At 42.6% G+C, this 22753-nt stretch carries 18 protein-coding genes and 1 other annotated feature; of the genes, 16 read left to right on the top strand and 2 right to left on the bottom strand.

All coding sequences use genetic code 11. The annotated features are described in order from the left end of the window. Nucleotides 1-107 precede the first annotated feature (107 nt). From clpX to ACCB35_RS15740, 7 genes are all read left to right on the top strand, one after another. Complete coding sequence (clpX, locus tag ACCB35_RS15770; RefSeq protein ID WP_044340489.1) at nucleotides 108-1379, top strand: ATP-dependent protease ATP-binding subunit ClpX; 1272 nt, start codon at nucleotides 108-110, stop codon at nucleotides 1377-1379. A gap of 626 nt (nucleotides 1380-2005) precedes the next feature. Next, nucleotides 2006-3664, top strand: a complete 1659-nt coding sequence (gene lonB / locus ACCB35_RS15765) for an ATP-dependent protease LonB (protein WP_044339482.1) — start codon at nucleotides 2006-2008, stop codon at nucleotides 3662-3664. A gap of 171 nt (nucleotides 3665-3835) precedes the next feature. Continuing rightward, entirely contained in the window at nucleotides 3836-6160 is a 2325-nt protein-coding gene (gene lon / locus ACCB35_RS15760) for an endopeptidase La (protein WP_374054427.1), read from the top strand. Continuing rightward, nucleotides 6157-6741 carry a ribosome biogenesis GTP-binding protein YihA/YsxC gene (gene yihA, locus ACCB35_RS15755; RefSeq protein ID WP_044339484.1) on the top strand — a complete coding sequence of 195 codons (585 nt, stop codon included), beginning with the start codon at nucleotides 6157-6159 and terminating at the stop codon, nucleotides 6739-6741. The genes lon and yihA overlap by 4 nt, the downstream gene beginning before the upstream one ends. Nucleotides 6742-7071: 330 nt before the next feature. Beyond that, complete coding sequence (locus tag ACCB35_RS15750) at nucleotides 7072-7854, top strand: transporter substrate-binding domain-containing protein (protein ID WP_374054426.1); 783 nt, start codon at nucleotides 7072-7074, stop codon at nucleotides 7852-7854. 89 nt (nucleotides 7855-7943) lie between these two features. Then, the gene (locus ACCB35_RS15745) at nucleotides 7944-8591 is read left to right on the top strand and encodes an amino acid ABC transporter permease (protein WP_044339486.1); all 648 of its coding nucleotides are present in this window, start codon (nucleotides 7944-7946) and stop codon (nucleotides 8589-8591) included. A gap of 34 nt (nucleotides 8592-8625) precedes the next feature. Continuing rightward, nucleotides 8626-9348 carry an amino acid ABC transporter ATP-binding protein gene (locus ACCB35_RS15740; protein ID WP_172655782.1) on the top strand — a complete coding sequence of 241 codons (723 nt, stop codon included), beginning with the start codon at nucleotides 8626-8628 and terminating at the stop codon, nucleotides 9346-9348. Nucleotides 9349-9402: 54 nt separating this feature from the next. Here the strand turns inward: ACCB35_RS15740 and ACCB35_RS15735 are convergent, their stop codons facing one another. Continuing rightward, a complete protein-coding gene (locus ACCB35_RS15735; RefSeq protein WP_374054425.1) occupies nucleotides 9403-9888 on the bottom strand; it encodes a LiaI-LiaF-like domain-containing protein in 486 nt (161 codons plus the stop codon). 401 nt (nucleotides 9889-10289) lie between these two features. Between ACCB35_RS15735 and hemA the strand changes: the two genes are divergently transcribed. The 8 genes from hemA (at nucleotide 10290) to ysxE (ending at nucleotide 19296) form a co-directional block, all read left to right on the top strand. Then, complete coding sequence (hemA, locus tag ACCB35_RS15730; RefSeq protein ID WP_044339488.1) at nucleotides 10290-11642, top strand: glutamyl-tRNA reductase; 1353 nt, start codon at nucleotides 10290-10292, stop codon at nucleotides 11640-11642. Nucleotides 11643-11657: 15 nt separating this feature from the next. Continuing rightward, complete coding sequence (gene ccsA / locus ACCB35_RS15725) at nucleotides 11658-12491, top strand: cytochrome c biogenesis protein CcsA (RefSeq protein ID WP_374054424.1); 834 nt, start codon at nucleotides 11658-11660, stop codon at nucleotides 12489-12491. Nucleotides 12492-12508: 17 nt separating this feature from the next. After that, nucleotides 12509-13441 carry a hydroxymethylbilane synthase gene (gene hemC / locus ACCB35_RS15720; RefSeq protein ID WP_374054423.1) on the top strand — a complete coding sequence of 311 codons (933 nt, stop codon included), beginning with the start codon at nucleotides 12509-12511 and terminating at the stop codon, nucleotides 13439-13441. After that, nucleotides 13441-14232, top strand: a complete 792-nt coding sequence (locus ACCB35_RS15715) for a uroporphyrinogen-III synthase (RefSeq protein WP_374054422.1) — start codon at nucleotides 13441-13443, stop codon at nucleotides 14230-14232. The genes hemC and ACCB35_RS15715 overlap by 1 nt, the downstream gene beginning before the upstream one ends. A 27-nt stretch (nucleotides 14233-14259) precedes the next feature. Next, nucleotides 14260-15234: a porphobilinogen synthase gene (gene hemB, locus ACCB35_RS15710; protein WP_044339492.1), complete on the top strand. Its 975-nt coding sequence runs from the start codon at nucleotides 14260-14262 to the stop codon at nucleotides 15232-15234. Nucleotides 15235-15289: 55 nt separating this feature from the next. Then, nucleotides 15290-16582 carry a glutamate-1-semialdehyde 2,1-aminomutase gene (hemL, locus tag ACCB35_RS15705; protein WP_374054421.1) on the top strand — a complete coding sequence of 431 codons (1293 nt, stop codon included), beginning with the start codon at nucleotides 15290-15292 and terminating at the stop codon, nucleotides 16580-16582. Nucleotides 16583-16919: 337 nt separating this feature from the next. Next, on the top strand, nucleotides 16920-18128 hold the full coding sequence (spoVID, locus tag ACCB35_RS15700; protein ID WP_374054420.1) for a stage VI sporulation protein D: 1209 nt from the start codon (nucleotides 16920-16922) through the stop codon (nucleotides 18126-18128). 139 nt (nucleotides 18129-18267) lie between these two features. After that, the gene (gene ysxE / locus ACCB35_RS15695) at nucleotides 18268-19296 is read left to right on the top strand and encodes a spore coat protein YsxE (RefSeq protein WP_044339495.1); all 1029 of its coding nucleotides are present in this window, start codon (nucleotides 18268-18270) and stop codon (nucleotides 19294-19296) included. 35 nt (nucleotides 19297-19331) lie between these two features. On the opposite strand, the gene ACCB35_RS15690 is transcribed toward ysxE, so the two are convergent. Then, the gene (locus ACCB35_RS15690) at nucleotides 19332-19520 is read right to left on the bottom strand and encodes a hypothetical protein (protein WP_044339496.1); all 189 of its coding nucleotides are present in this window, start codon (nucleotides 19518-19520) and stop codon (nucleotides 19332-19334) included. Between the two features lie 163 nt (nucleotides 19521-19683). Then, nucleotides 19684-19911: a binding site (T-box leader), on the top strand. A gap of 69 nt (nucleotides 19912-19980) precedes the next feature. Between ACCB35_RS15690 and ACCB35_RS15685 the strand changes: the two genes are divergently transcribed. Then, a complete protein-coding gene (locus tag ACCB35_RS15685) occupies nucleotides 19981-22632 on the top strand; it encodes a valine--tRNA ligase (RefSeq protein WP_044339497.1) in 2652 nt (883 codons plus the stop codon). Nucleotides 22633-22753 lie beyond the last annotated feature (121 nt).

The raw sequence follows: 22753 nt of genomic DNA, 5'->3' as shown, positions 1-22753 counted from the left end.
TATGATAAAATGCAGTACATAACTTTAGGTAATAGGGATGTAAGGAATCGTTCGTTTGATGAAACAGAGCACGATTTTATGAAGTTTTAACTAAGGGGTGAAATTCATTGTTTAAATTTAATGATGAAAAAGGACAACTAAAATGTTCTTTTTGCGGAAAAACACAAGACCAAGTTCGTAAACTAGTCGCTGGACCAGGTGTGTATATCTGTGATGAGTGTATCGAACTTTGTACTGAAATCGTAGAAGAAGAGCTAGGTACAGAAGAAGAAGTAGAATTCAAAGACGTTCCTAAGCCTCGTGAAATCCGGGAAATCCTCGACGAGTACGTAATTGGACAGGAACAAGCCAAGAAATCTCTGGCTGTAGCCGTTTATAACCATTACAAGCGTATCAACTCAAGCAGCAAAGTCGATGATGTTGAACTGTCTAAGAGTAATATCGCGATGATCGGTCCGACAGGTAGCGGTAAAACCCTACTGGCACAAACACTTGCACGTATTTTGAACGTACCATTCGCGATTGCGGATGCCACTTCTTTAACAGAAGCCGGTTACGTAGGGGAAGACGTAGAGAATATTCTATTGAAATTGATCCAGGCAGCTGATTACGATGTAGAAAAAGCTGAAAAAGGCATCATCTACATCGATGAAATCGATAAAGTAGCACGTAAATCTGAAAATCCATCCATCACTAGAGACGTTTCAGGTGAAGGTGTTCAACAGGCACTTCTGAAAATTCTTGAAGGTACAGTGGCGAGCGTTCCACCTCAAGGCGGCCGTAAGCATCCTCATCAGGAATTCATCCAGATTGATACGTCCAATGTACTATTCATTTGCGGTGGTGCTTTTGATGGAATCGAACAAATCATTAAACGCCGCTTAGGTCAAAAGGTGATCGGTTTCGGTTCTGATCCTAAAAACGCAGAAGTAAAAGAAGACAAATCCCTTCTTTCTAAAGTTGTACCTGAAGATCTATTGAAGTTTGGTTTGATTCCAGAATTCATCGGTCGTTTACCAGTGATTTCAAGCCTTGAGCCTCTTGATGAGGAAGCGCTGGTCGAAATCCTGACAAAGCCTAAAAATGCGTTAGTAAAACAATATCAAAAAATGCTTGAATTAGATGATGTAGAGCTTGAGTTCACTGAAGATGCCCTTCTTGAAATCTCTAAAAAAGCAATCGAGCGCAAAACGGGTGCCCGTGGATTACGTTCTATCATCGAAACCATGATGCTGGATGTGATGTTCGATCTTCCTTCCCGTGATGATATTAAAAAATGTATCATTACAAAAGAAACGATCCTTGAAGATGCGGCTCCACATCTAATGCTCGAAGATGGAACCATGATCGACCCGAACGAAGAAAAAACATCAGCTTAATAGCTTAAAGTAAAGCCAAGAATGATTTTTCATTCTTGGCTTTTTTTCGGTTAAAGATTAAAATACTATGCAATGTGCAAAGCTTGTTGTTATTAACATAATTTCTACCAATACTCTGTCAATTAGTGTGTGATGGATGATGAGGATATATCAGTGATAGAGCTTAAAGGTGTGCAAGAAAAACTAACTAACGGAAAAAGAATTCTGCTTCCTTAAAAGAGACATTCTCAGAAAGTTGATTGGAACGGAAGGTGCTCGACTCCTGCGGGAATAGCGGGAAAGTACGAAATGCGTAGGCGGCTCGAACAGCCCCGACAAGCATAGGATGAATGGGCCGGGAAGGCGTTCTTTGCCTTCTTGGACCATTTAGCTTATGACCTCGAGGGGCTAGCCGCCGGAGCTGGACAGTTGAGACCCCACAGGGCAAAGCCCGAGGAGGCTCAACTCACGCCCCGCGGAAAGCGAGCACCTGGAGTGGAAATCAGCCATTACATGCTTAGTAGCAATTAAAGATAACCCCATCTTTCTTTTTTTACTCATTTTAGAACCAGAATTTTTTTGTTTATTCCCACAAGGTCAAGGAGATACTAACCGATAACAACTTGTATCTACTTGGAGGGAGACGAATGAGCTTTACTAGCATCGCTTTGTTTATCCAATTATTCTTCGGAATAATCATTGGATTGTACTTTTGGAACCTCTTGAAAAATCAGCGAACGCAAAAAGTTTCCATTGATCGAGAGTCAAAAAAAGAGATGGAAGAATTACGGAAGATGAGATCCATTTCGTTAACTGAACCTCTTGCAGAAAAAGTAAGGCCATCAAGCTTTGAAGATATTGTTGGCCAAGAAGATGGAATTAAAGCACTGAAAGCAGCATTATGCAGTCCGAATCCTCAGCATGTCATCATCTATGGACCTCCTGGCGTCGGGAAAACCGCAGCTGCCCGATTGGTCTTGGAAGAAGCCAAGAAGAATATGAAATCCCCTTTTAAACCTGCAGCTGTATTCGTTGAACTGGATGCAACAACCGCACGCTTCGATGAACGGGGAATTGCCGATCCGCTGATCGGGTCTGTCCATGATCCCATCTATCAAGGAGCGGGAGCCATGGGACAAGCGGGGATTCCCCAGCCGAAGCAAGGGGCTGTAACGAATGCCCATGGAGGGGTTTTGTTCATTGATGAAATAGGAGAATTGCATCCTATCCAGATGAATAAGTTATTAAAAGTATTAGAAGATCGCAGAGTGTTTCTTGAAAGTGCCTACTACAATGAAGAAAATCATCAGATTCCTACTCACATACATGATATTTTTAAAAATGGCCTCCCGGCAGATTTCCGTTTGATCGGTGCGACCACTCGTACCCCGAGTGAAATCCCGCCAGCTATCCGCTCTAGATGTATGGAAGTATTCTTTAGAGAGCTTGAGCATGATGAAGTGAAGAAAGTAGCTGCCAGAGCCGTTGAGAAAGTGGAAATGACGATTAGTGACAAAGGTCTTGAAACGCTTTCCTCATACGCCCGTAATGGACGTGAAGCGGTTAATATGGTCCAGATCGCAGCTGGAGTAGCCATTACCGAAAATAGAAAAGAAATCTTTGATCATGAACTGGAGTGGATTATCCAATCCAGTCAGCTTTCTCCCCGCTATCAGAAAAAAATCAATGAAGAAGCTACCATTGGATTAGTAAATGGGTTAGCTGTAACAGGGCCCAATACAGGTTCCCTACTCGAAATTGAAGTAACCGTTATCCCGGCAACGGATAAAGGGCTGATCAATGTGACGGGAATCGTGGAAGAAGAAAGCATCGGAGATCGCAGTAAATCAGTCCGAAGAAAAAGTATGGCGAAAGGCTCAATTGAAAACGTGATTACAGTGCTTCGATCCATGGGTGTCCCTGCCGATCAATACGATATTCATGTGAACTTTCCTGGCGGAGTACCCGTAGACGGTCCTTCTGCAGGGATAGCAATGGCACTCGGCATATATTCTGCCATTTACCGAATCCCAGTGAAACATACCATAGCTGTTACCGGTGAAATCAGTATCCACGGACTCGTGAAACCCGTTGGAGGCGTGACCGCGAAAGTGAAGGGCGCGAAATTGGCTGGTGCCACTATAGCGATCATCCCTTATGATAACCAGCAAGCAATGTTGAGTGAAATCGAGGGGATTGAAGTGATCCCGGTAAAACAGCTTAAAGAAGTATTGGATCTGGCACTAATGAAGGAAGCGCCACTTCAAACTGATCTCATAACAGAACAAAATAAGAAAAGTGTATAGACTGTTGACCGATTCGGGTCTATCCGAATCGGTTTGTTTTTGAATGGAAGAGTAAATGGAATAAGCATTAAATGGACTGAATAAAGTTGTAAATACCTATTTAATAGACACTACCTAGTAAATAAGTTAGAATTGTACAAAGACTTAGAGCAAAATTCGGAGGTGTTATATGTGGCAAATCAAAATAATTTAACGGTTCCCCTCCTTCCATTAAGAGGCTTACTTGTGTATCCAACAATGGTCTTACATTTAGATGTTGGACGTGAGCGCTCCGTACAAGCTTTAGAAAAAGCAATGATGGATGATCATTTAATTTTCTTAACCACTCAAAGAGATATGAATATAGATGAGCCAACACAAGAAGATTTTTACGAAATGGGAACTCTTACAAAGGTAAAGCAGATGCTTAAATTACCGAATGGAACGATCAGAGTTCTGGTTGAGGGTTTAAACAGGGCATCGATTGAATCATTTACTGAGCAAAAAGACTTCTATGAAGTGGAAGTAAAGGAATTCAAAGATTCCGATGTGAAAGAATCAGAAACAGACGCTTTAATGAGGACGTTATTGAATTATTTCGAACAATACATAAAGCTTTCAAAAAAAGTTTCAGCCGAAACGTATTCCACTGTTTCAGATATTGAAGAGCCGGGAAGACTTGCGGATATCGTTGCCTCCCATCTTCCGTTGAAAATGAAAGAAAAGCAAAACGTTCTTGAAACCCTGGATATCAAGAAGCGACTTCAAATGGTGATCGAGACCATTAACAATGAAAAAGAAGTGCTCAGCCTGGAGAAGAAAATCGGGCAGCGTGTGAAACGTTCCATGGAAAGAACCCAAAAAGAGTACTACTTACGGGAACAAATGAAAGCCATTCAGAAAGAATTGGGCGACAAAGAAGGAAAAACCGGTGAAATTGAAGATTTAACATCGAAGATAGAACAAGCGGATATGCCGGAGGATGTTGAAAGAACTGTATTGAAAGAGTTGGCACGCTATGAAAAAGTTCCATCAAGCTCTGCTGAAAGCTCTGTCATACGTAATTATATTGAATGGCTTGTATCACTGCCATGGTCGACGGAAACTGAAGATCAATTAGATATAAAACGTTCTGAGCAAATTTTGAACCGGGATCATTACGGTCTTGAAAAGGTAAAAGAGCGAGTGCTTGAGTACTTGGCTGTTCAGCAGTTAACTCAATCCCTTAAAGGACCCATCCTATGTCTTGCCGGGCCTCCGGGTGTCGGGAAAACGAGTTTAGCCCGTTCAGTGGCTGAATCACTGGGGCGAAACTTTGTCCGCATTTCCCTCGGAGGCGTTCGTGATGAATCAGAGATCAGAGGTCACAGGCGTACCTATGTAGGTGCGATGCCCGGTAGAATCATCCGTGGCATGAAAAAAGCAGGCACCATCAATCCTGTCTTCCTTCTTGATGAAATTGACAAAATGTCAAGTGATTTCAGGGGTGACCCTTCTTCTGCGATGCTCGAAGTACTTGATCCTGAGCAGAATTCGAATTTCAGTGATCACTATATTGAAGAAACGTATGATTTATCCAAAGTCATGTTCATCGCAACGGCGAATGATTTATCGACCATTCCAGGCCCGCTCCGGGACAGAATGGAGATCATTACGATCGCAGGTTATACAGAGCTTGAAAAATTGAATATTGCGAAGCACCATTTATTGGAGAAGCAAATTAAAGATCATGGCCTAAATAAATCGAAGCTCCAGGTTAGAGATGAAGCGATTGTGGATATTGTTCGTTATTACACAAGAGAAGCTGGTGTGAGAAGCCTTGAACGCCACCTTGCAGCCCTTTGTAGAAAAACGGCCAAGATCATTGTCTCTGGCGACAAGAAGCGTGTCGTGATCACTTCCAGCAATATTGAAGAGTTCCTGGGGAAGAAAAAGTTCCGCTATGGTCAAGCTGAAATAGAAAACCAAATCGGTGTTTCAACAGGTCTTGCTTACACCACGGTTGGAGGAGATACGTTACAAATCGAGGTTTCCTTAGCACCGGGTAAAGGAAAGCTTGTGCTGACGGGAAAATTGGGAGATGTCATGAAAGAGTCGGCTCAGACGGCATTTAGTTATGTACGTTCGAAAGCGAATGATCTTGGGATCGGCGAGTCTTTCCACGAGAAATATGATATTCACATCCACGTTCCTGAAGGAGCAGTTCCAAAAGACGGTCCTTCAGCAGGAATCACCATCACGACGGCACTTGTATCAGCCCTGACAGGTAAATACGTCAATCGTGAAGTAGGGATGACAGGTGAAATCACCCTGAGGGGAAGAGTCCTTCCAATCGGAGGAGTGAAAGAAAAAACATTAAGCGCTCATCGTGCGGGAATTAAAACGATTATCCTTCCGAAAGATAATGAAAAGGATATAGATGATATTCCTGAAAGTGTAAGGGGAGAATTAACGTTCATCCTTGTATCGCATATTGATGAAGTCTTAGAGAAAGCATTAGTAGGTGAAAAGAAGTGAAAGTAAATCAAGTTGAGCTAGTCATCAGTGCAGTCAGGCCTGAACAATATCCTGGCGATTTTCTTCCTGAGTTTGCCTTAGCGGGACGCTCAAACGTAGGGAAATCCTCATTCATCAATAAAATGATCGGCCGCAAGAGCATGGCAAGGATTTCATCCAAGCCAGGTAAAACCCAGACGCTGAACTTTTATAAAATAGAAGAAACCCTCTATTATGTGGACGTACCCGGTTACGGTTTTGCCAAAGTATCAAAAACGGAGAGGGAAGCATGGGGCAAGATGATCGAAACCTACATCACTTCCCGTGAGCAGCTAAGGGCGGTCATTCTGATCGTGGACCTGCGACATGCGCCAACCAATGATGATGTCATGATGTACGATTTCCTCAAGCATCATGAACTTCCATGCATCGTCATTGCCACGAAAGCGGATAAGATCCCGAAAGGCAAATGGCAGAAGCACTTGAAAGTAACAAGAGAAACACTAAATATGGACAAAGAAGATGACCTCATCATGTTCTCTTCCGAAACAGGCCTTGGAAAAGACAAAGCCTGGGATGCCATCAAGTCGTTCTATAAATAAGCTTTGAAAAGAACCGATTTCCACATATGTGGAGATCGGTTCTTTTTTTGACTAAATCATGACAGCATCGATCTAGCTTAAAAGTAGTATAAAAGAAGGTCTACTGAACTCCGTATAAGGTGGATAGACCTATATCATCAAAGGATATGAAAGGAAATGAAAGGATAGAGACGCATATGTATCTATAACAAAGCTGAATCTCTTTCATCCAAGAAAATGGATAATTATAAGCTGTAGAAGCTATATTTGAATTTTGAGAATTTTCTCTTTTGTTGATAAAATTATGAAAGATTAAAAATATTACAAGCTACATAAGGGGGACTCTAGACAGTGAAGAATTGGAAAAGCCTAGTCTTGTTAGTCATTTCTGCGCTTCTTCTATCAGCCTGTGGCGACAAAGCCACAACGGAAAATGGTGCGAAGTTAGTAGAGGAAGGCAAATTCATTTATGCAGCTTCAGGTGAATTTAAGCCATTCAGTGTAACAAATAATGATGGAACCATGTCTGGTTTCGATATTGAAGTGGCAGAAGCCGTTGCGAAAGAAATGGGGCTTGAACCTGAACAGAAGAAATTCAAGTTTGCGGGAATTGTAGAAGGAGTGAAATCCGGACGATTTGATGCGGCGGTTGCCAGCCATACGATCACGGATGAACGCTTGAAGGAAGTAGACTTCTCAACTCCTTATTATTATTCGGGACCACAGATTTTCGTTCGCCCGGACAGTTCTGTAGAAAAATTGGATGATTTGGAAGGAATGGAGATTGCCGTTTCCAAAGGATCTACTTACGCAGAGACTGCTCAGGGAGTAACGGATAATATTCAACAATATGATAGTGACGTAGTCGCATTAGAAGCTTTAAATAAAGGAAAGCATGATGCCGTCATTACCGACTTCATCACAGGGAAAGAAGCGATCGCAGCAGGGCTGAACGTTGAAGCCCGTGAGCTGATCGGCCGCAGTGAGCAAGCCATCGCTGTAAGCAAAGAAAATGAAAAATTATTGGATGAAATCAACAAAGCACTTGAGACCTTAAGAGAAGACGGTACGCTGAAGAAAATCAGTGAAAAATATTTCAATACAGACATCACATCAGATCCTGAAGAAGAGTAAAGGCAGCATGACACAGAGCGAATGTGCTTCTATGCGCATTCGCTTTTTGTCCGTTATTTACACGTATTGAATAGACTGGAGGGAAGTTCATGCACTTTTTTGAAACCTTAACTGGTACATATGATGTTTTTCTAAAAGGGATGTTATTAACATTCCAATTAACCTTTGTATCTGTTCTCATTGCGATCGTGATTGGTCTGTTTTTCGCGTTTCTCAAGATTTCAGGAATCAAGCCATTGGAACTATTAGCGGATTTATACATTTTCGTTGTTAGGGGAACACCTTTAATTGTTCAAATCTTTATTTTCTACTTCGGATTAACTTCATTAAATATTTCAGGCTTCTGGTCTGTTGTCATGGGTCTTGCTTTCCATAATGGTGCATACATCGCCGAGATTTTCCGTGGAGCCATTCAATCCATTGATAAAGGGCAAATGGAAGCGGGACGCTCCTTGGGGATGTCTCTTGGATTATCAATGAGAAGGATCATTTTGCCTCAAGCATTCAGACGGGCCCTGCCACCACTTGGTAATCAATTCATCATTGCATTAAAGGATTCATCTCTTGCTTCATTCATAGGGATGTTCGAATTGTTCAGTGTGGCAACGACGCTTGGATCCAACAACTTTGATTACATGACCTACCTGCTCGTTGTAGCGATCTATTACCTGGTTCTGGTACTGGTATTCTCAACGATTGTCAATATCATAGAAAAACGGATGTCGGTCAGTGATTAATAAAGATGCGGGAGGGATGAGTGTGAGTCAGGAAATGATTAAAGTGGAGAAATTAAATAAATCCTTTGGTGATTTACATGTATTGAAGGATATTGATATCAGTGTAAAGGAAAGTGATGTGGTTTGCCTCATTGGAGCCAGTGGATCCGGGAAGAGTACATTACTCCGATGCTTAAACTTCCTTGAACTGAAAGACAATGGAAAGGTTGTCATAGAAGGCGATGAAGTCAATCAGGATACACATGATTTGAATAAAATCCGTCAGAAAGTAGGCATGGTATTTCAACATTTCTACCTTTTCCCTCACAAAACGGTGCTGGAAAATGTGATGGAAGCTCCGGTATACGTCAAAGGGGTTTCGAAGGCGGAAGCAAAGAAGGATGCGAAAGAGCTATTAAAGAAAGTCGGCCTTGGGGATAAGGAAAATGTCTACCCATCCAAGCTTTCCGGTGGCCAGAAGCAGCGTGTGGCCATTGCAAGGGCCCTGGCCATGAAGCCTGAAATCATGCTCTTCGATGAACCTACCTCAGCACTTGACCCTGAATTGGTCGGAGAGGTCTTGGCTACCATGAAGGAGCTTGCTTTAGAGGGGATGACGATGGTCGTGGTGACCCATGAAATGGGATTTGCCCGGGAGGTAGCCGATTGGGTCGTGTACATGCATGATGGCAGGATCGTGGAAGTAGGTCCTCCCCAGGAATTGTTCAACGCTCCAAAAGAGCAGAGGACGAGAGAGTTTTTGGATTCAGTCCTCTAATAGTACGTAGAAAAGCCCGGAACAAATTCCGGGCTTTTCTTTGATCATATAGAATTATTTTTTCTTTATAAACAATAAGTAGACGCCAATTCCGATAATGACGATAGGCCAGAATTCCCAGGCCGTTCCCACACTTCCCTCGATCAAGCCAAACCATCTCACCACTTTATCATAGAAAAGGAGAATGATAGATAGTGTTAAAAAGAGCACCCCTTGAAAAAGTCCTGATCTCGTTTTCTGGTATCTAAGCAGAAAACCCAATGCAATGATCAGTATGAAGGTCCCCATGTGATCTGGCCAGATTTCGAGTTTATTGACAACATGAAAATGCAGACCGAATCCAACGAGGATCGTACCGGGTAAAATGGCTTCAAAGTCCCTTCCCCCGTATCCCTGTCCCAGAAATGCCAGTCCGACAATCATCAATAAAGTGGGCCAGGTGAAGAACTCCTGAAATAGCACGATGTTTGCTTGCTGTAAGTAAAAGTAGGCTCCAAACCCAATCAAAATGATCCCTGGGAATATTCTTTGTTGTCTCATACTCTTCCTCCCGTGTCTTATTAAAATTATGGTTTTAAATACTGTTTTTTTAGGGAAAATAATACATAATAAGAAAAATAAGCTCAGATGTTTCGACAAATAGATGAGAAACCTTTCCATTACTTGATTCTTCAGGCTTGTTTTGGTACCCTACATTAGTAGGTAATGTCGAAATATATAAGATTTTTTAGAATTGAAAATGCTTTCATATTGATTCTTTGTTAATCTTAAATGTATATGAAGAAATGAATGTTTAGCAAGTCCCGGAAGAAGCATGCCCTTCGTACCTTATAAATGTATCATACTTAGGTTTCAATTTCTGTTCACATTTACGGGTCAGGAGCTTTTTCGGACATGTTATAATGAGAGTAATGATTTTAGTTGGGGGTGTAGTGCATAGCATGTATACAATAGTCGTTGGTTTGAATTATAAAACGGCCCCTGTTGAGATTCGTGAGCGTTTATCATTCAATGAAACTGATCTTCCTTTCGCTATGAAGGCTTTAAAGGAAAAGAAGAGCATTCTGGAAAATGTGATTGTTTCTACATGTAACAGAACGGAAGTTTATGCAGTAGTAGATCAGCTTCATACAGGTCGTTATTATATTAAAGATTTCTTATCTCAATGGTTCGATATAGATAAAGAGGAGTTCACGCCTTATCTTTTCATTTATGAACAAGAAGGGGCAGTTGAACACCTTTTTAAGGTTGCGTGCGGATTGAATTCAATGGTATTGGGGGAAACCCAGATACTCGGTCAGATTCGTTCAAGCTTCCTGAATGCACAGGAGTCAGGAGCGACCGGTACAGTATTTAATCATCTGTTCAAGCAGGCAGTGACGGTGGCCAAAAAGGGTCACTCTGAAACAGATATCGGTTCCAATGCCGTGTCTGTCAGCTATGCAGCTGTTGAACTGGCTAAAAAAGTATTCGGCAGCCTGGAGAAAAAGCATGTTCTCATTCTGGGAGCGGGTAAAATGGGAGAGCTTGCGATCCAAAACCTTCATGGCAGTGGGGCTACTAAGGTGACGGTCATTAATCGTACGTATGAAAAGGCCCAAACCTTGGCAGAACGTTTCAGCGGTAATGCGAAAACATTGCAGGAGCTTCAATGTGCCCTTGTAGAGGCTGATATTATGATCAGTTCTACCGGTGCAAAGGATTTTGTCATAACAAAAGAGATGATGTCCCATGTGGAAAGCATGAGAAAGGGTCGTCCTCTCTTCATGGTGGATATTGCGGTACCACGTGATCTGGATCCCTCCATCGGTGAATTAGAAAGTGTTTTCCTTTATGATATCGATGATCTGGAAGGCATCGTCCAGGCAAACCTGTCTGAGCGTAAGAAAGCAGCCGAACAAATTGAAATCATGATTGAAGCTGAAATTGTGGCTTTTAAAGAGTGGTTGAATATGCTTGGGGTCGTCCCTGTTATTTCGGCTCTTCGACAAAAAGCACTCTCCATCCAGGCTGAAACGATGGAAAGCATCGAGCGGAAAATGCCTGACTTAACAGATCGTGAGCGAAAAGTGTTAAATAAACATACGAAGAGTATCATCAATCAGTTGTTAAAGGATCCGATCCTGCAAGCGAAGGAATTAGCGGGCCTTCCCGATGCGGAAGATAAATTGGATTTATTCATCAATATTTTTAACATTGAACAACAAGTGCTGGAGCAGAAACAAGTAAAAGCAGCCAATGAAAAGACTGAGAGCGATCTTAAGCTTATACCACAACCTTCTTTTCAAGCATAAGTGAGGTTATTGACTATGTTTGAACAAACGATGACTAGGCTGCATGAACTTATGATTGTTCTGTATGCTATTAGTATTCTCTTTTACTTTATAGATTTCTTAAACAAAAACCGGAAGGCGAATCTGTTTGCCTTCTGGTTACTTGCGATTGTTTGGATCCTTCAAACAATCTTTTTATTTCTATACATGATGAACACAGGCAGGTTCCCGGTCCTCACCATTTTCGAGGGACTTTATTTTTATGCCTGGGTCCTCATTACCCTGTCACTGGTCATCAATCGATTATTAAGAGTGGACTTTACGGTGTTTTTCACAAATATACTTGGTTTCATCATCATGGCGATCCATACGTTTGCACCGGTACAGGTAGAGTCCCAGGCAATGGCCGAACAGCTCGTATCCGAATTATTGTTGATTCATATTACGATGGCCATCCTTTCATATGGAGCCTTTTCATTATCCTTTGTGTTTTCCTTGCTTTATCTCCTCCAATTTAAATTATTGAAGGAGAAAAAATGGGGACAGAGGCTATGGAGGATCAGTGATTTGTCCAAACTTGAGAAGATTTCATATATCTCAAATTCCATTGGAGTAGCGATGCTTCTACTTAGTTTGATACTTGGGCTCCAATGGGCTTATATCAAGCTGCCGGAATTCCTTTGGTATGATCCAAAGATAGTAGGGTCATTCATTCTATTAATTTTATATAGTAGTTATTTATATCTCCGCATTAAAAAAAATGTATTTGGTAAATCATTAGCTTTTCTAAATGTTGCAGCCTTCTTGATCATATTAATTAACTTTTTCCTGGGAAGTCGGTTGTCTTCATTTCATTTCTGGTATTCATAAGATTTCAGGAGGTCATTATGAGAAAAATCATTGTTGGATCGAGACGAAGTAAATTAGCACTGACACAAACAAATTGGGTGATCAATCAGTTGAAAGCACTGGATCCCTCTTACGAATTCGAAGTGAAGGAAATTGTGACAAAAGGGGATCAGATCCTTGATGTCACCCTATCGAAAGTCGGTGGAAAAGGCTTGTTTGTAAAAGAAATCGAACAAGCGATGCTGGATAAAGAAATTGATATGGCCGTTCACAGTATGAAAGATATGCCTGCGGTCTTACCTGAAGGACTGACCATCGGATGTATACCGGTTCGCGAGGATCACCGCGATGCGTTCATCAGTAAAAATCATGTGGCACTTAAAGATTTACCGGGGGGAGCAATCGTAGGAACGAGTAGTCTTCGCAGGGGAGCACAGATCTTATCCGTACGTCCAGATCTTGAAATCAAATGGATCCGTGGAAATATCGATACGCGCTTAACGAAGCTTCAGAATGAGGACTACGACGCGATCATCCTTGCAGCGGCAGGATTATCCCGTATGGGCTGGACATCGGATGTTGTAACGGAATTCCTGGATCCCGACCTTTGCCTGCCTGCAGTCGGTCAAGGAGCGTTGTCCATTGAATGCAGAGAAGATGATTCTGAGGTGCTTGAGCTTCTGCAGAAGTTTGCGTGTGTTGAGACCACAAAGACTGTAACGGCTGAAAGGGCGTTCCTTCACAAGATGGAAGGAGGATGTCAGGTGCCGATTGCAGGGTTTGCCGAGCTGCATGACAATGGAGACATCGCCTTAACGGGACTTGTGGCTTCTCCTGATGGGAAAACCATTTATAAAGAATACATGGTGGGTCAGGATCCTGAACAAGTAGGTGAAAAAGTGGCTGAAAGTTTAACAGAACTGGGTGCTAAAGCTCTTATCGATCAGGTGAAAGAGGAGCTTGATCACTAATGAAGGGGAAAGGGCCTTTAGAAAATATAAAGGTTTTGATTACTCGTGGCAGTGAGGGATCCAGTGAAACGGCCTCCCTCATTGAAGTCGAGGGAGGGATTCCGGTTGTGGTGCCTCTCCTTCATTTTCAACCTCATGAAGATAAGTGGGAAAAGAATCTTCACACAACCATACATACGTACGAATGGATTATTTTCACCAGCAAAAATGGAGTTAGATTCTTTCATCAAGCATTGAAACGATTACAGCTCGATCTATCTTCTTTTTCCGGGAAGTTTGCTGCTGTTGGAAGTAAAACCGAACAATATTGCAAGAAATATGGAATCCCTGTTACCTTTGTGCCGGAACATTTTACAGGGGATGACTTTGCAGAGGAATTCATTTCGAAAGTGAAGCCGTCAGGGGACGTCCTGATACCAAAAGGGAACCTGGCGAGAAACGTCATTGCTTCAGAGTTAACTTCTGCAGGAGTACCCTGTCAGGAATGGATTGTCTATGAAACCGTCCTTCCAGAAGGGAGCATCGGGCAGTTGAAGGATATCATTGAAGAAGAAAAACTTGATATCATTACGTTTACCAGCTCATCAACGGTTCACCATTTTATGAAGGTGATCGATCAGTATAGCCTTCATGATGAAATCCAAGACATTCCCATTGCGTGCATTGGCCCCATTACAAAAAATACGGCTGAAAAGTACGGATTGCATGTAAAAATCTGTCCAAGCATTTATACTGTAAATGAAATGGTAAACGATATGAAAGAATTTATTACGAATAGATCATTAAAATAAAGTTTTATTTACTTAGGAGGTTTATACATGAAAGATCTGCACTTTAACCGTCATCGTCGCCTGCGTCAATCAGACAATATGCGTGCGTTGGTAAGAGAAACTCATCTAAGAAAAGAAGATTTAATCTATCCATTGTTTGTAGTGGAAGGGGATAATATCAAGAATGTCGTTCCTTCCATGCCTGGAGTTTATCATATTTCCCTTGATAACTTAAAAGCAGAGATGGATGAAGTGGTTTCCTTGGGTATCAAATCCATTATTCTTTTCGGTGTTCCAGCTGAAAAAGATGAGGTGGGAACACAAGCGTATCATGACCACGGGATCGTTCAACGGGCAACACGCTTTGTGAAAGAGCATTATCCCGAACTGGTTGTGATTGCTGATACCTGCTTGTGTCAATATACCAGTCACGGTCATTGCGGAATCGTGAAAGACGGAAAAGTATTGAATGACCCAACCCTTGATTTATTAGCGAAAACGGCTGTAAGCCAGGTTGAAGCGGGTGCCGATATCATTGCCCCTTCAAACATGATGGATGGATTCGTAGCGGCGATCCGTCACGGATTAGATGAAGCCGGCTATCACGATGTGCCGATCATGTCATATGCCGTCAAGTATTCTTCAAGCTTCTATGGCCCATTCCGTGATGCAGCACACTCCACACCTCAATTCGGAGATCGCAGAACCTATCAGATGGATCCTGCCAACCGCCTTGAAGCATTAAGAGAAGCACAGTCGGATATTGAAGAAGGCGCAGACTTCTTAATTGTCAAACCTGCCCTATCCTATTTAGATATCATGAGGGAAGTGAAAGACCGTTTTAATGCACCCGTTGTCGCTTATAATGTAAGTGGTGAGTACAGCATGGTAAAAGCAGCGGCTCAAAACGGCTGGGTAAACGAACAGGAAATCGTAATGGAAAAGCTGACAAGCATGAAACGTGCGGGTGCAGACCTCATCATCACGTATTTCGCAAAAGATGTAGCGAATTGGTTATCCTAATTGGTGGAAAGTTCCTGTAAGGATGACTGAAAGATCACTAAAGGAGGAACCGATATTGCGTTCATATGAGAAATCGAAGCAAGCGTTCAAAGAAGCAGTGGAATTAATGCCTGGCGGAGTGAATAGTCCCGTACGAGCATTCAAATCCGTAAAGATGGATCCCATTTTCATGGAAAGAGGAAAAGGGTCTAAAATTTACGATATCGATGGAAATGAATACATTGACTATGTTCTATCCTGGGGACCGCTTATTCTTGGTCACAGCAATGACCGTGTGGTGGAGTCCATTAAAAAAGTAGCGGAAAATGGGACAAGCTTCGGTGCCCCGACGGAAATCGAAAACAAGCTTGCCCAGCTTGTGATTGAAAGAGTACCAAGTATTGAAGTCGTGCGTATGGTGTCTTCCGGTACGGAAGCGACGATGAGTGCCCTTCGTCTGGCTCGCGGATACACAGGCCGCAATAAAATCATCAAGTTCGAAGGCTGCTACCACGGTCATGGTGATTCTTTATTAATCAAAGCAGGGTCCGGTGTGGCGACTCTTGGCCTGCCTGACAGCCCTGGTGTACCTGAAGGCGTGGCAAAGAACACGATTACGGTGCCTTATAATGACTTGGAAAGCATCCGCTATGCCTTTGAACAATTTGGAGATGATATTGCCGGAGTCATTGTAGAGCCTGTTGCCGGAAATATGGGTGTCGTTCCACCTCAGCCCGGCTTCCTGGAAGGCCTGCGTGAAATCACGGAGAATCATGGTTCCCTGTTAATATTTGATGAAGTCATGACCGGGTTCCGTGTCGGGTACGGATGTGCCCAGGGCTACTATGATGTAACACCTGACTTAACTTGCTTAGGTAAAGTGATCGGTGGGGGTCTGCCGGTAGGTGCATATGGCGGTAAGGCTGAAATCATGGAGAGAATTGCTCCGAGCGGTCCGATTTATCAAGCCGGAACCCTATCTGGAAATCCATTGGCAATGACAGCTGGATATGAAACCCTGAGCCAGCTGACTCCTGAAACGTACACAGAATTCTCACGCAAAGCAGACCTGTTGGAAGAAGGCTTAAAGAAAGCGGCAGAAAAGCATAACATCCCTCACAGAATCAATCGTGCAGGCTCCATGATCGGAATCTTCTTCACGAATGAAGAAGTAACCAACTACGAAGGTGCCAAGTCATCAGACTTGGAGATGTTTGCTGATTACTACCGTGAAATGGCCCATGAAGGTGTATTCTTACCACCTTCACAATTCGAAGGACTATTCTTATCGACAGCTCATACAGATGAAGATATTGAAAAGACCCTCGAAGCAGCAGAAAAAGCGTTTGAGAAAATCAGTAAGAAGTAAAGAAGATAGCCGATCCTTTTTTAGGGATCGGCTATTTTTATGGAGTGAGGGCTGGGAGGAATGTGACGAATAATGTAGAACGGTTGATATCTTGAAAAAACGGTTGATAAAATGAAAGAACGGTTGATAAATCCATTTGAAAGTAGATATATCAAAATAACGGTCGATAAATCCAAACTACTAACATCAATCCGAAATACCCCCCAGTTTCTAAATCTAAATCCCTACACTCACCACAACTTTTAGTTTTCCTATCATAATCCTCCTTTTCGTTTCATAAAGTGATAATGGCATTGTTTACTATTTCTTTGTTTAGAACTGGAAGGAGGAATTTCTTTTGTCACAAGAACAACAATCGTGTTTGCGATTTTCTTTGGAAGAATCAATTTGGTTTAAAAAAGGACAGGAAGTTGAAGAATTGCTATCTATCTCCTTAGATCCTCATATAACGATTCAAGAACAAGAGCAATACGTACTTATCAGGGGTAGTCTTGATCTTTCGGGTGAATATTTACCCACCTCACCGAGAGGAGAAGAAGAGGATGAGTTTGAAGCTGGTGGAAAGTTCGTTCAAATTGTAGAAAAAAGGGAAAAAGGTGAATATGAATTTGTCCATCGTTTCCCGGTGGATGTGACAATTCCCAAAAATCGAATTGCTAATTTAGGAGACATCGATGTGTTCGTTGAGTCATTTGACTACATCGTTCCTGAGAATGCATGCTTAAAATTAAATGCCGATTTAACGATTACCGGGATTTATGGAGAACAGCAGACGCATCCTCCCCTTGAAGCTGAATATAGCAGAGAGGAAGAATACGAGCCGCTTTACCGTTCGAGTGCAGTGGCCGAAGTAGAAGAAGAAACAGCGGAGGAAGAAGTAGAAACAGAAGAAGAGCAAGAAGAAAGAGAAGAAGTATACGAGTATGAGAACTACGACGTCGAAGAATTAGCGGGGAACGTTGAAGAGGATGAAGAAGAAGAGGATTTTGAAGACGCCGAGTACCAGCCGTTTAACCTTGAAGGACGGACCCCTCCTGCCGGAGAAGAGGATGAAATACCGGTACAGATTCAATACGATGCCCATCCGACTCATTCCTATGAGGAAAATTATTTCCGGAAAGAAAACGTGTTTGAACTGCCGCAGCATGAACTGAGCGAGTCATCGGAAGAGCAGCCTGCCGAACCAAAGGCCACCTACACCCCGCCTCCTAAATACAAGCAGCAGGAGGTCGAAGAAGAATCCTCCTCCTCACCCGCAGTAGAAGCGGAGATGGAAGAAGGCGAGGAAGAAAAGAAAAAGACTAAAGGTAAAAAGAAATATGAAAGCATTTCATTGACCGATTTCTTTGCAAGAAAAGATGAGGAAAAGGGTGCAACGTTACGGGTATGCATTGTTCAAGAGGGTGAGACCCTGGACTATATTGCAGAAAAGTATGATTTGACCATTCCGCAGCTATTGAGGGTCAATCAACTTGAAGCCAATCAAGACGTCTATGCAGGGCAGGTTCTTTATATCCCGAAAAGCGAGTACGTCTTCAAGGGTTAAAGGATTCGGGTAAAGTCGTTCCCATTTTTAAGACCCATGAATAGCGTAATGGATATATAAAAGAAACAATGGGGCTGACACCAAATTCATTGGAGTTAGTCCGTTTTTTTTAGAAAAGTAATCTTAGAAGGTGAGAGGAATGGTACAAACGCTTGATGGATTAAAGCATGTCTTACAACCTTATGGCGTCGAACCCCATTTTGTTGAGAGCTACGGGAAGATCTCCAAAGTGTTTTCCAATAAAGGCACACTGGCTGTTAAGCAGATCCCTGCCCAGACTGGTGTTGATTTTGTCCGGAATGTGCAACTATTGTTTCAGAGGGGATATAACCGAATTGTCCCGATCTACCCGACCTTGGATGGGCGTTATGCGGTATGGAATGAAGGGGAGTTATACTATGTGATGCCCTGGCTCTTGAACCTGGAAAGGGAAGATCAATTTGAAAAGCATCAGAAAATGTTCAGGGAATTGGCAAGGTTGCATACTCTTTCGTCTCAAGAAGTGAAGATTGATAAGGAAGAGAGAGAATCTCATTACGAGCAGTTGACATCCAGGTGGGATAAAGAACAGCAGTTTCTCGATGAGTATGTTGAAGCATGTGAAAAAACAACGTATATGTCCCCTTTTCAATTGCATTTCTGCATGTATTACAAGGATGCCACTCAAGCGTTGAAATTTTCACGCAAGATGCTTGATGAGTGGTATGAGGAGACGAAGGAGCTTGAAAAGGTGAGGACCGTCATCACTCACGGAAAGGTTTCCACGGAGCACTTTCTATTCGATGAAAGAGGCTTGGGGTATTTCCATAACTTTGAGAACTCAAAGATGGCTTCTCCATTTCATGATCTCTTGCCGTTTTTGTCGAGAACATTGAAAACCTATCCTAAGTATTACGAGGAATGTGTCGAGTGGCTCACCACCTATTTTCAGCATTTTACAGTACGCAATGAAGAGCGGCTCCTGTTTATGAGTTATTTAGCTTATCCAAGCTCTGTCATTGCAGTGGTGGAAAAGTATTTTCATACACCGAAGGATAAGCGGAATGAACGGAAATCACTCAAGAAATTGCAACGGCACTACTGGCTGCTGAAAAATACGGAATACGTGGTCATGCGGTTGGATGAAATGGAAAAACAGAAGCAGGAGCAGGCGGCTGAAGCAGAATAAAAAAAGGACTGGCGAAGTCCAGGTTCGTCAGTCCATTAAATCCAATCGAAATAAATGGCAAGCCCTATACCGATAAAAAGGGTTAAAAGAAGGACATCGAAAGTGGTTGGAAGCAAGATGGTCCGGACCCCTTGGAAGATGGTAAAGGGAATGATGAATTGCTTACATATCAACCTGGCGTTTCCCATCCATTTCTGCATGGTATATTGATTGATTTTTTTCATATTCGACCACTCACTTTCCTGGGTATATTCACTACTTTATCTTATGATTTCAATGCGTAATGGTGCCTGGAGTAGGCGGAATGAATATTTTTCAGGAAAATTGGCGATAATGATTGACGAAAGTTTATCTTATCCTATACTATAATGAGTAAATAAATAATTACGAAAAGCAATGAACAGGAAGAGTACATTGATTCTTACTTTCAGAGAGGAAAATCGTTTGCTGAGAGATTTTCTACGTTAAGACAATGGAAGGTCGCCTGGAGAGCTGTTTCTATGAATAACAGTAGTAGAAGCCGGTTTAAAGCCGTTATTGATTGTCGAGAGTTCAGGATGCTTATTTTTCCTGAAAAAAAAGGTGGTACCGCGAATGGAATCCTTCGTCCTTTTCATAGGACGGGGGATTTTTTTATTTTTTTAGAAAAGTGTAGTTATTCGCACTAATATAGGAGGAAAACAAATGGAAACTCAAGACCAGCAATTATCTATGCCGACAAAATATGATCCCAATGCCATTGAGCAAGGCAGATACAAATGGTGGCTGGAAGGTAAATATTTTGAAGCCCAAAATGATAAGGAGAAGGAGCCTTACACAATCGTCATCCCTCCCCCGAACGTAACGGGGAAACTTCATCTTGGTCATGCTTGGGACACAACCCTGCAAGATATACTCACAAGAATGAAGCGCATGCAAGGTTACGATGTATTATGGCTGCCGGGTATGGACCATGCAGGAATCGCAACACAGGCGAAAGTGGATGAAAAACTTCGCAATCAAGGCATTTCACGCTATGATTTAGGCCGTGAAAAGTTCGTGGAAGAAACGTGGAAGTGGAAAGAAGAATATGCCGAGCATATCCGTCAGCAATGGTCCAAGGTTGGATTAGGCCTTGATTATAGCCGTGAACGTTTCACGTTGGATGAAGGTTTATCGGAAGCTGTACAAAAGGTATTTGTCGACCTTTATAACAAAGGCCTGATTTACCGTGGTGAATACATCATCAACTGGGACCCGGCAACGAAAACGGCCCTTTCAGACATTGAGGTTATCCATCAGGATGTACAAGGTGCATTCTATCATATGAAATATCCGCTGGCTGATGGAAGTGGGCACATTGAAATTGCCACAACCCGCCCGGAAACCATGCTTGGTGATACGGCCGTTGCGGTTCACCCGGAAGATGATCGCTATAAACATCTAATCGGTAAAACCGTTACCCTTCCAATCGTGGGTCGTGAAATTCCGATTGTAGGAGATGATTACGTTGATATGGAATTTGGTTCCGGGGCAGTGAAAATAACGCCTGCTCACGATCCGAATGACTTTGAAATCGGTAATCGCCACAATTTAGAACGTGTTCTTGTGATGAACGAAGACGGAACCATGAATGACAAGGCGGATAAATACCAAGGGATGGATCGTTTCCAATGTCGTAAGGAAATCGTGAAAGACCTTCAAGAAGCCGGCGTTCTGTTCAAAATTGAAGAGCATATGCATTCAGTCGGTCACTCGGAAAGAAGCGGAGCTGTGGTTGAGCCTTATCTTTCCACTCAGTGGTTCGTTAAGATGGATCCTCTGGCAGAAGAAGCGGTAAAACTTCAGCAGGAAGAAAACAAGGTCAACTTTGTACCTGACCGCTTTGAGACGTCTTACCTGCGCTGGATGGAAAACACGCGTGACTGGTGCATTTCCCGTCAGCTTTGGTGGGGACATCGCATCCCGGCCTGGTATCATAAAGAAACGGGCGAAATCTATGTAAACAACGAAGCGCCGGAAGACATTGAAAACTGGACACAAGAAGAGGACGTACTGGATACATGGTTCAGTTCAGCTCTATGGCCGTTTTCTACAATGGGCTGGCCTGATCTGAATGCAGAGGACTTTAAACGCTACTACCCAACCAACACACTTGTGACGGGATACGACATCATCGGATTCTGGGTATCACGCATGATCTTCCAAGGCCTGGAGTTCACGGGTGAACGTCCATTTAAAGATGTACTGATTCACGGACTCGTTCGCGATGCAGATGGACGTAAGATGAGTAAGTCATTAGGAAACGGTGTAGATCCAATGGATGTCATTGAAAAGTACGGAGCAGATTCACTTCGCTACTTCCTATCTACAGGCAGCTCACCGGGTCAGGATTTACGATTCTCCTTTGAGAAAGTAGAATCTGTATGGAACTTTGCAAATAAAATCTGGAATGCATCCCGTTTCGCCCTTATGAATATGGATGGCATGACATATGACGAAATTGATTTATCAGGTGAAAAATCAGTTGCTGACAAATGGATCCTTACTCGTTTAAATGAAACGATTGAAACCGTAACACGTTTAGCAGATCGATACGAGTTCGGTGAAGTTGGTCGCGTCCTTTATAACTTTATCTGGGATGACTTCTGTGATTGGTATATTGAAATGGCGAAACTGCCTCTATATGGCGAGGACGAAGCAGCTAAGAAAACGACCCGTTCGATTCTTGCTCATGTACTCGACAACACAATGAGACTTTTACACCCGTTCATGCCGTTTATTACCGAGGAAATATGGCAGAACTTGCCGCATCAAGGCGAATCCATTACGGTCGCTGCATGGCCGACAGTTCAAGAAGACCTGACAGATCAAGCAGCAGCGGAAGAGATGAAGCTTCTCGTTGACATCATCCGTGCCGTACGTAATGTCCGTGCCGAGGTTAACACGCCGATGAGCAAGCAGATCAACTTGATGCTGAAGGCTAAAGATGCACATACGCTAACGATCATCGAGAAGAACAAAGCGTATATCGAAAAATTCTGTAACCCGGAGAAGCTTGAAATGGGTACAGATTTAGAAACACCGGAAAAAGCGATGACCGCGGTCGTTACAGGTGTAGACTTATTCCTTCCATTGGAAGGGCTGATCAATATCGAAGAAGAGATTGCCCGCCTGCAAAAAGAACTGGAGAAATGGACGAAAGAAGTTTCCCGTGTTCAAGGTAAGCTGAACAATGAAAAATTTGTAAGCAAAGCCCCTCAGAAAGTAGTAGATGAGGAAAAAGCAAAAGAAAAAGATTATTTGGAAAAACAAGCGACTGTCAAAGCCAGAATAGAAGAGCTGAAATCAGTTTAATTGTGCCGAGTGAATAAAGGTTAAGAAGAGGGCTTTAAAAGAAGGTCTGATTGTTACAGGGGAGATCCTATCCGCAATCAGACCTGATTAGAGCCCTTTTTCTAATGAAACCTGACAGAGG

This window comes from Rossellomorea sp. FM04394 (assembly GCF_041889765.1).
Classification (GTDB): domain Bacteria; phylum Bacillota; class Bacilli; order Bacillales; family Bacillaceae_B; genus Rossellomorea; species Rossellomorea aquimaris_B.
This window is presented reverse-complemented; position numbering and strand designations above follow the sequence as displayed.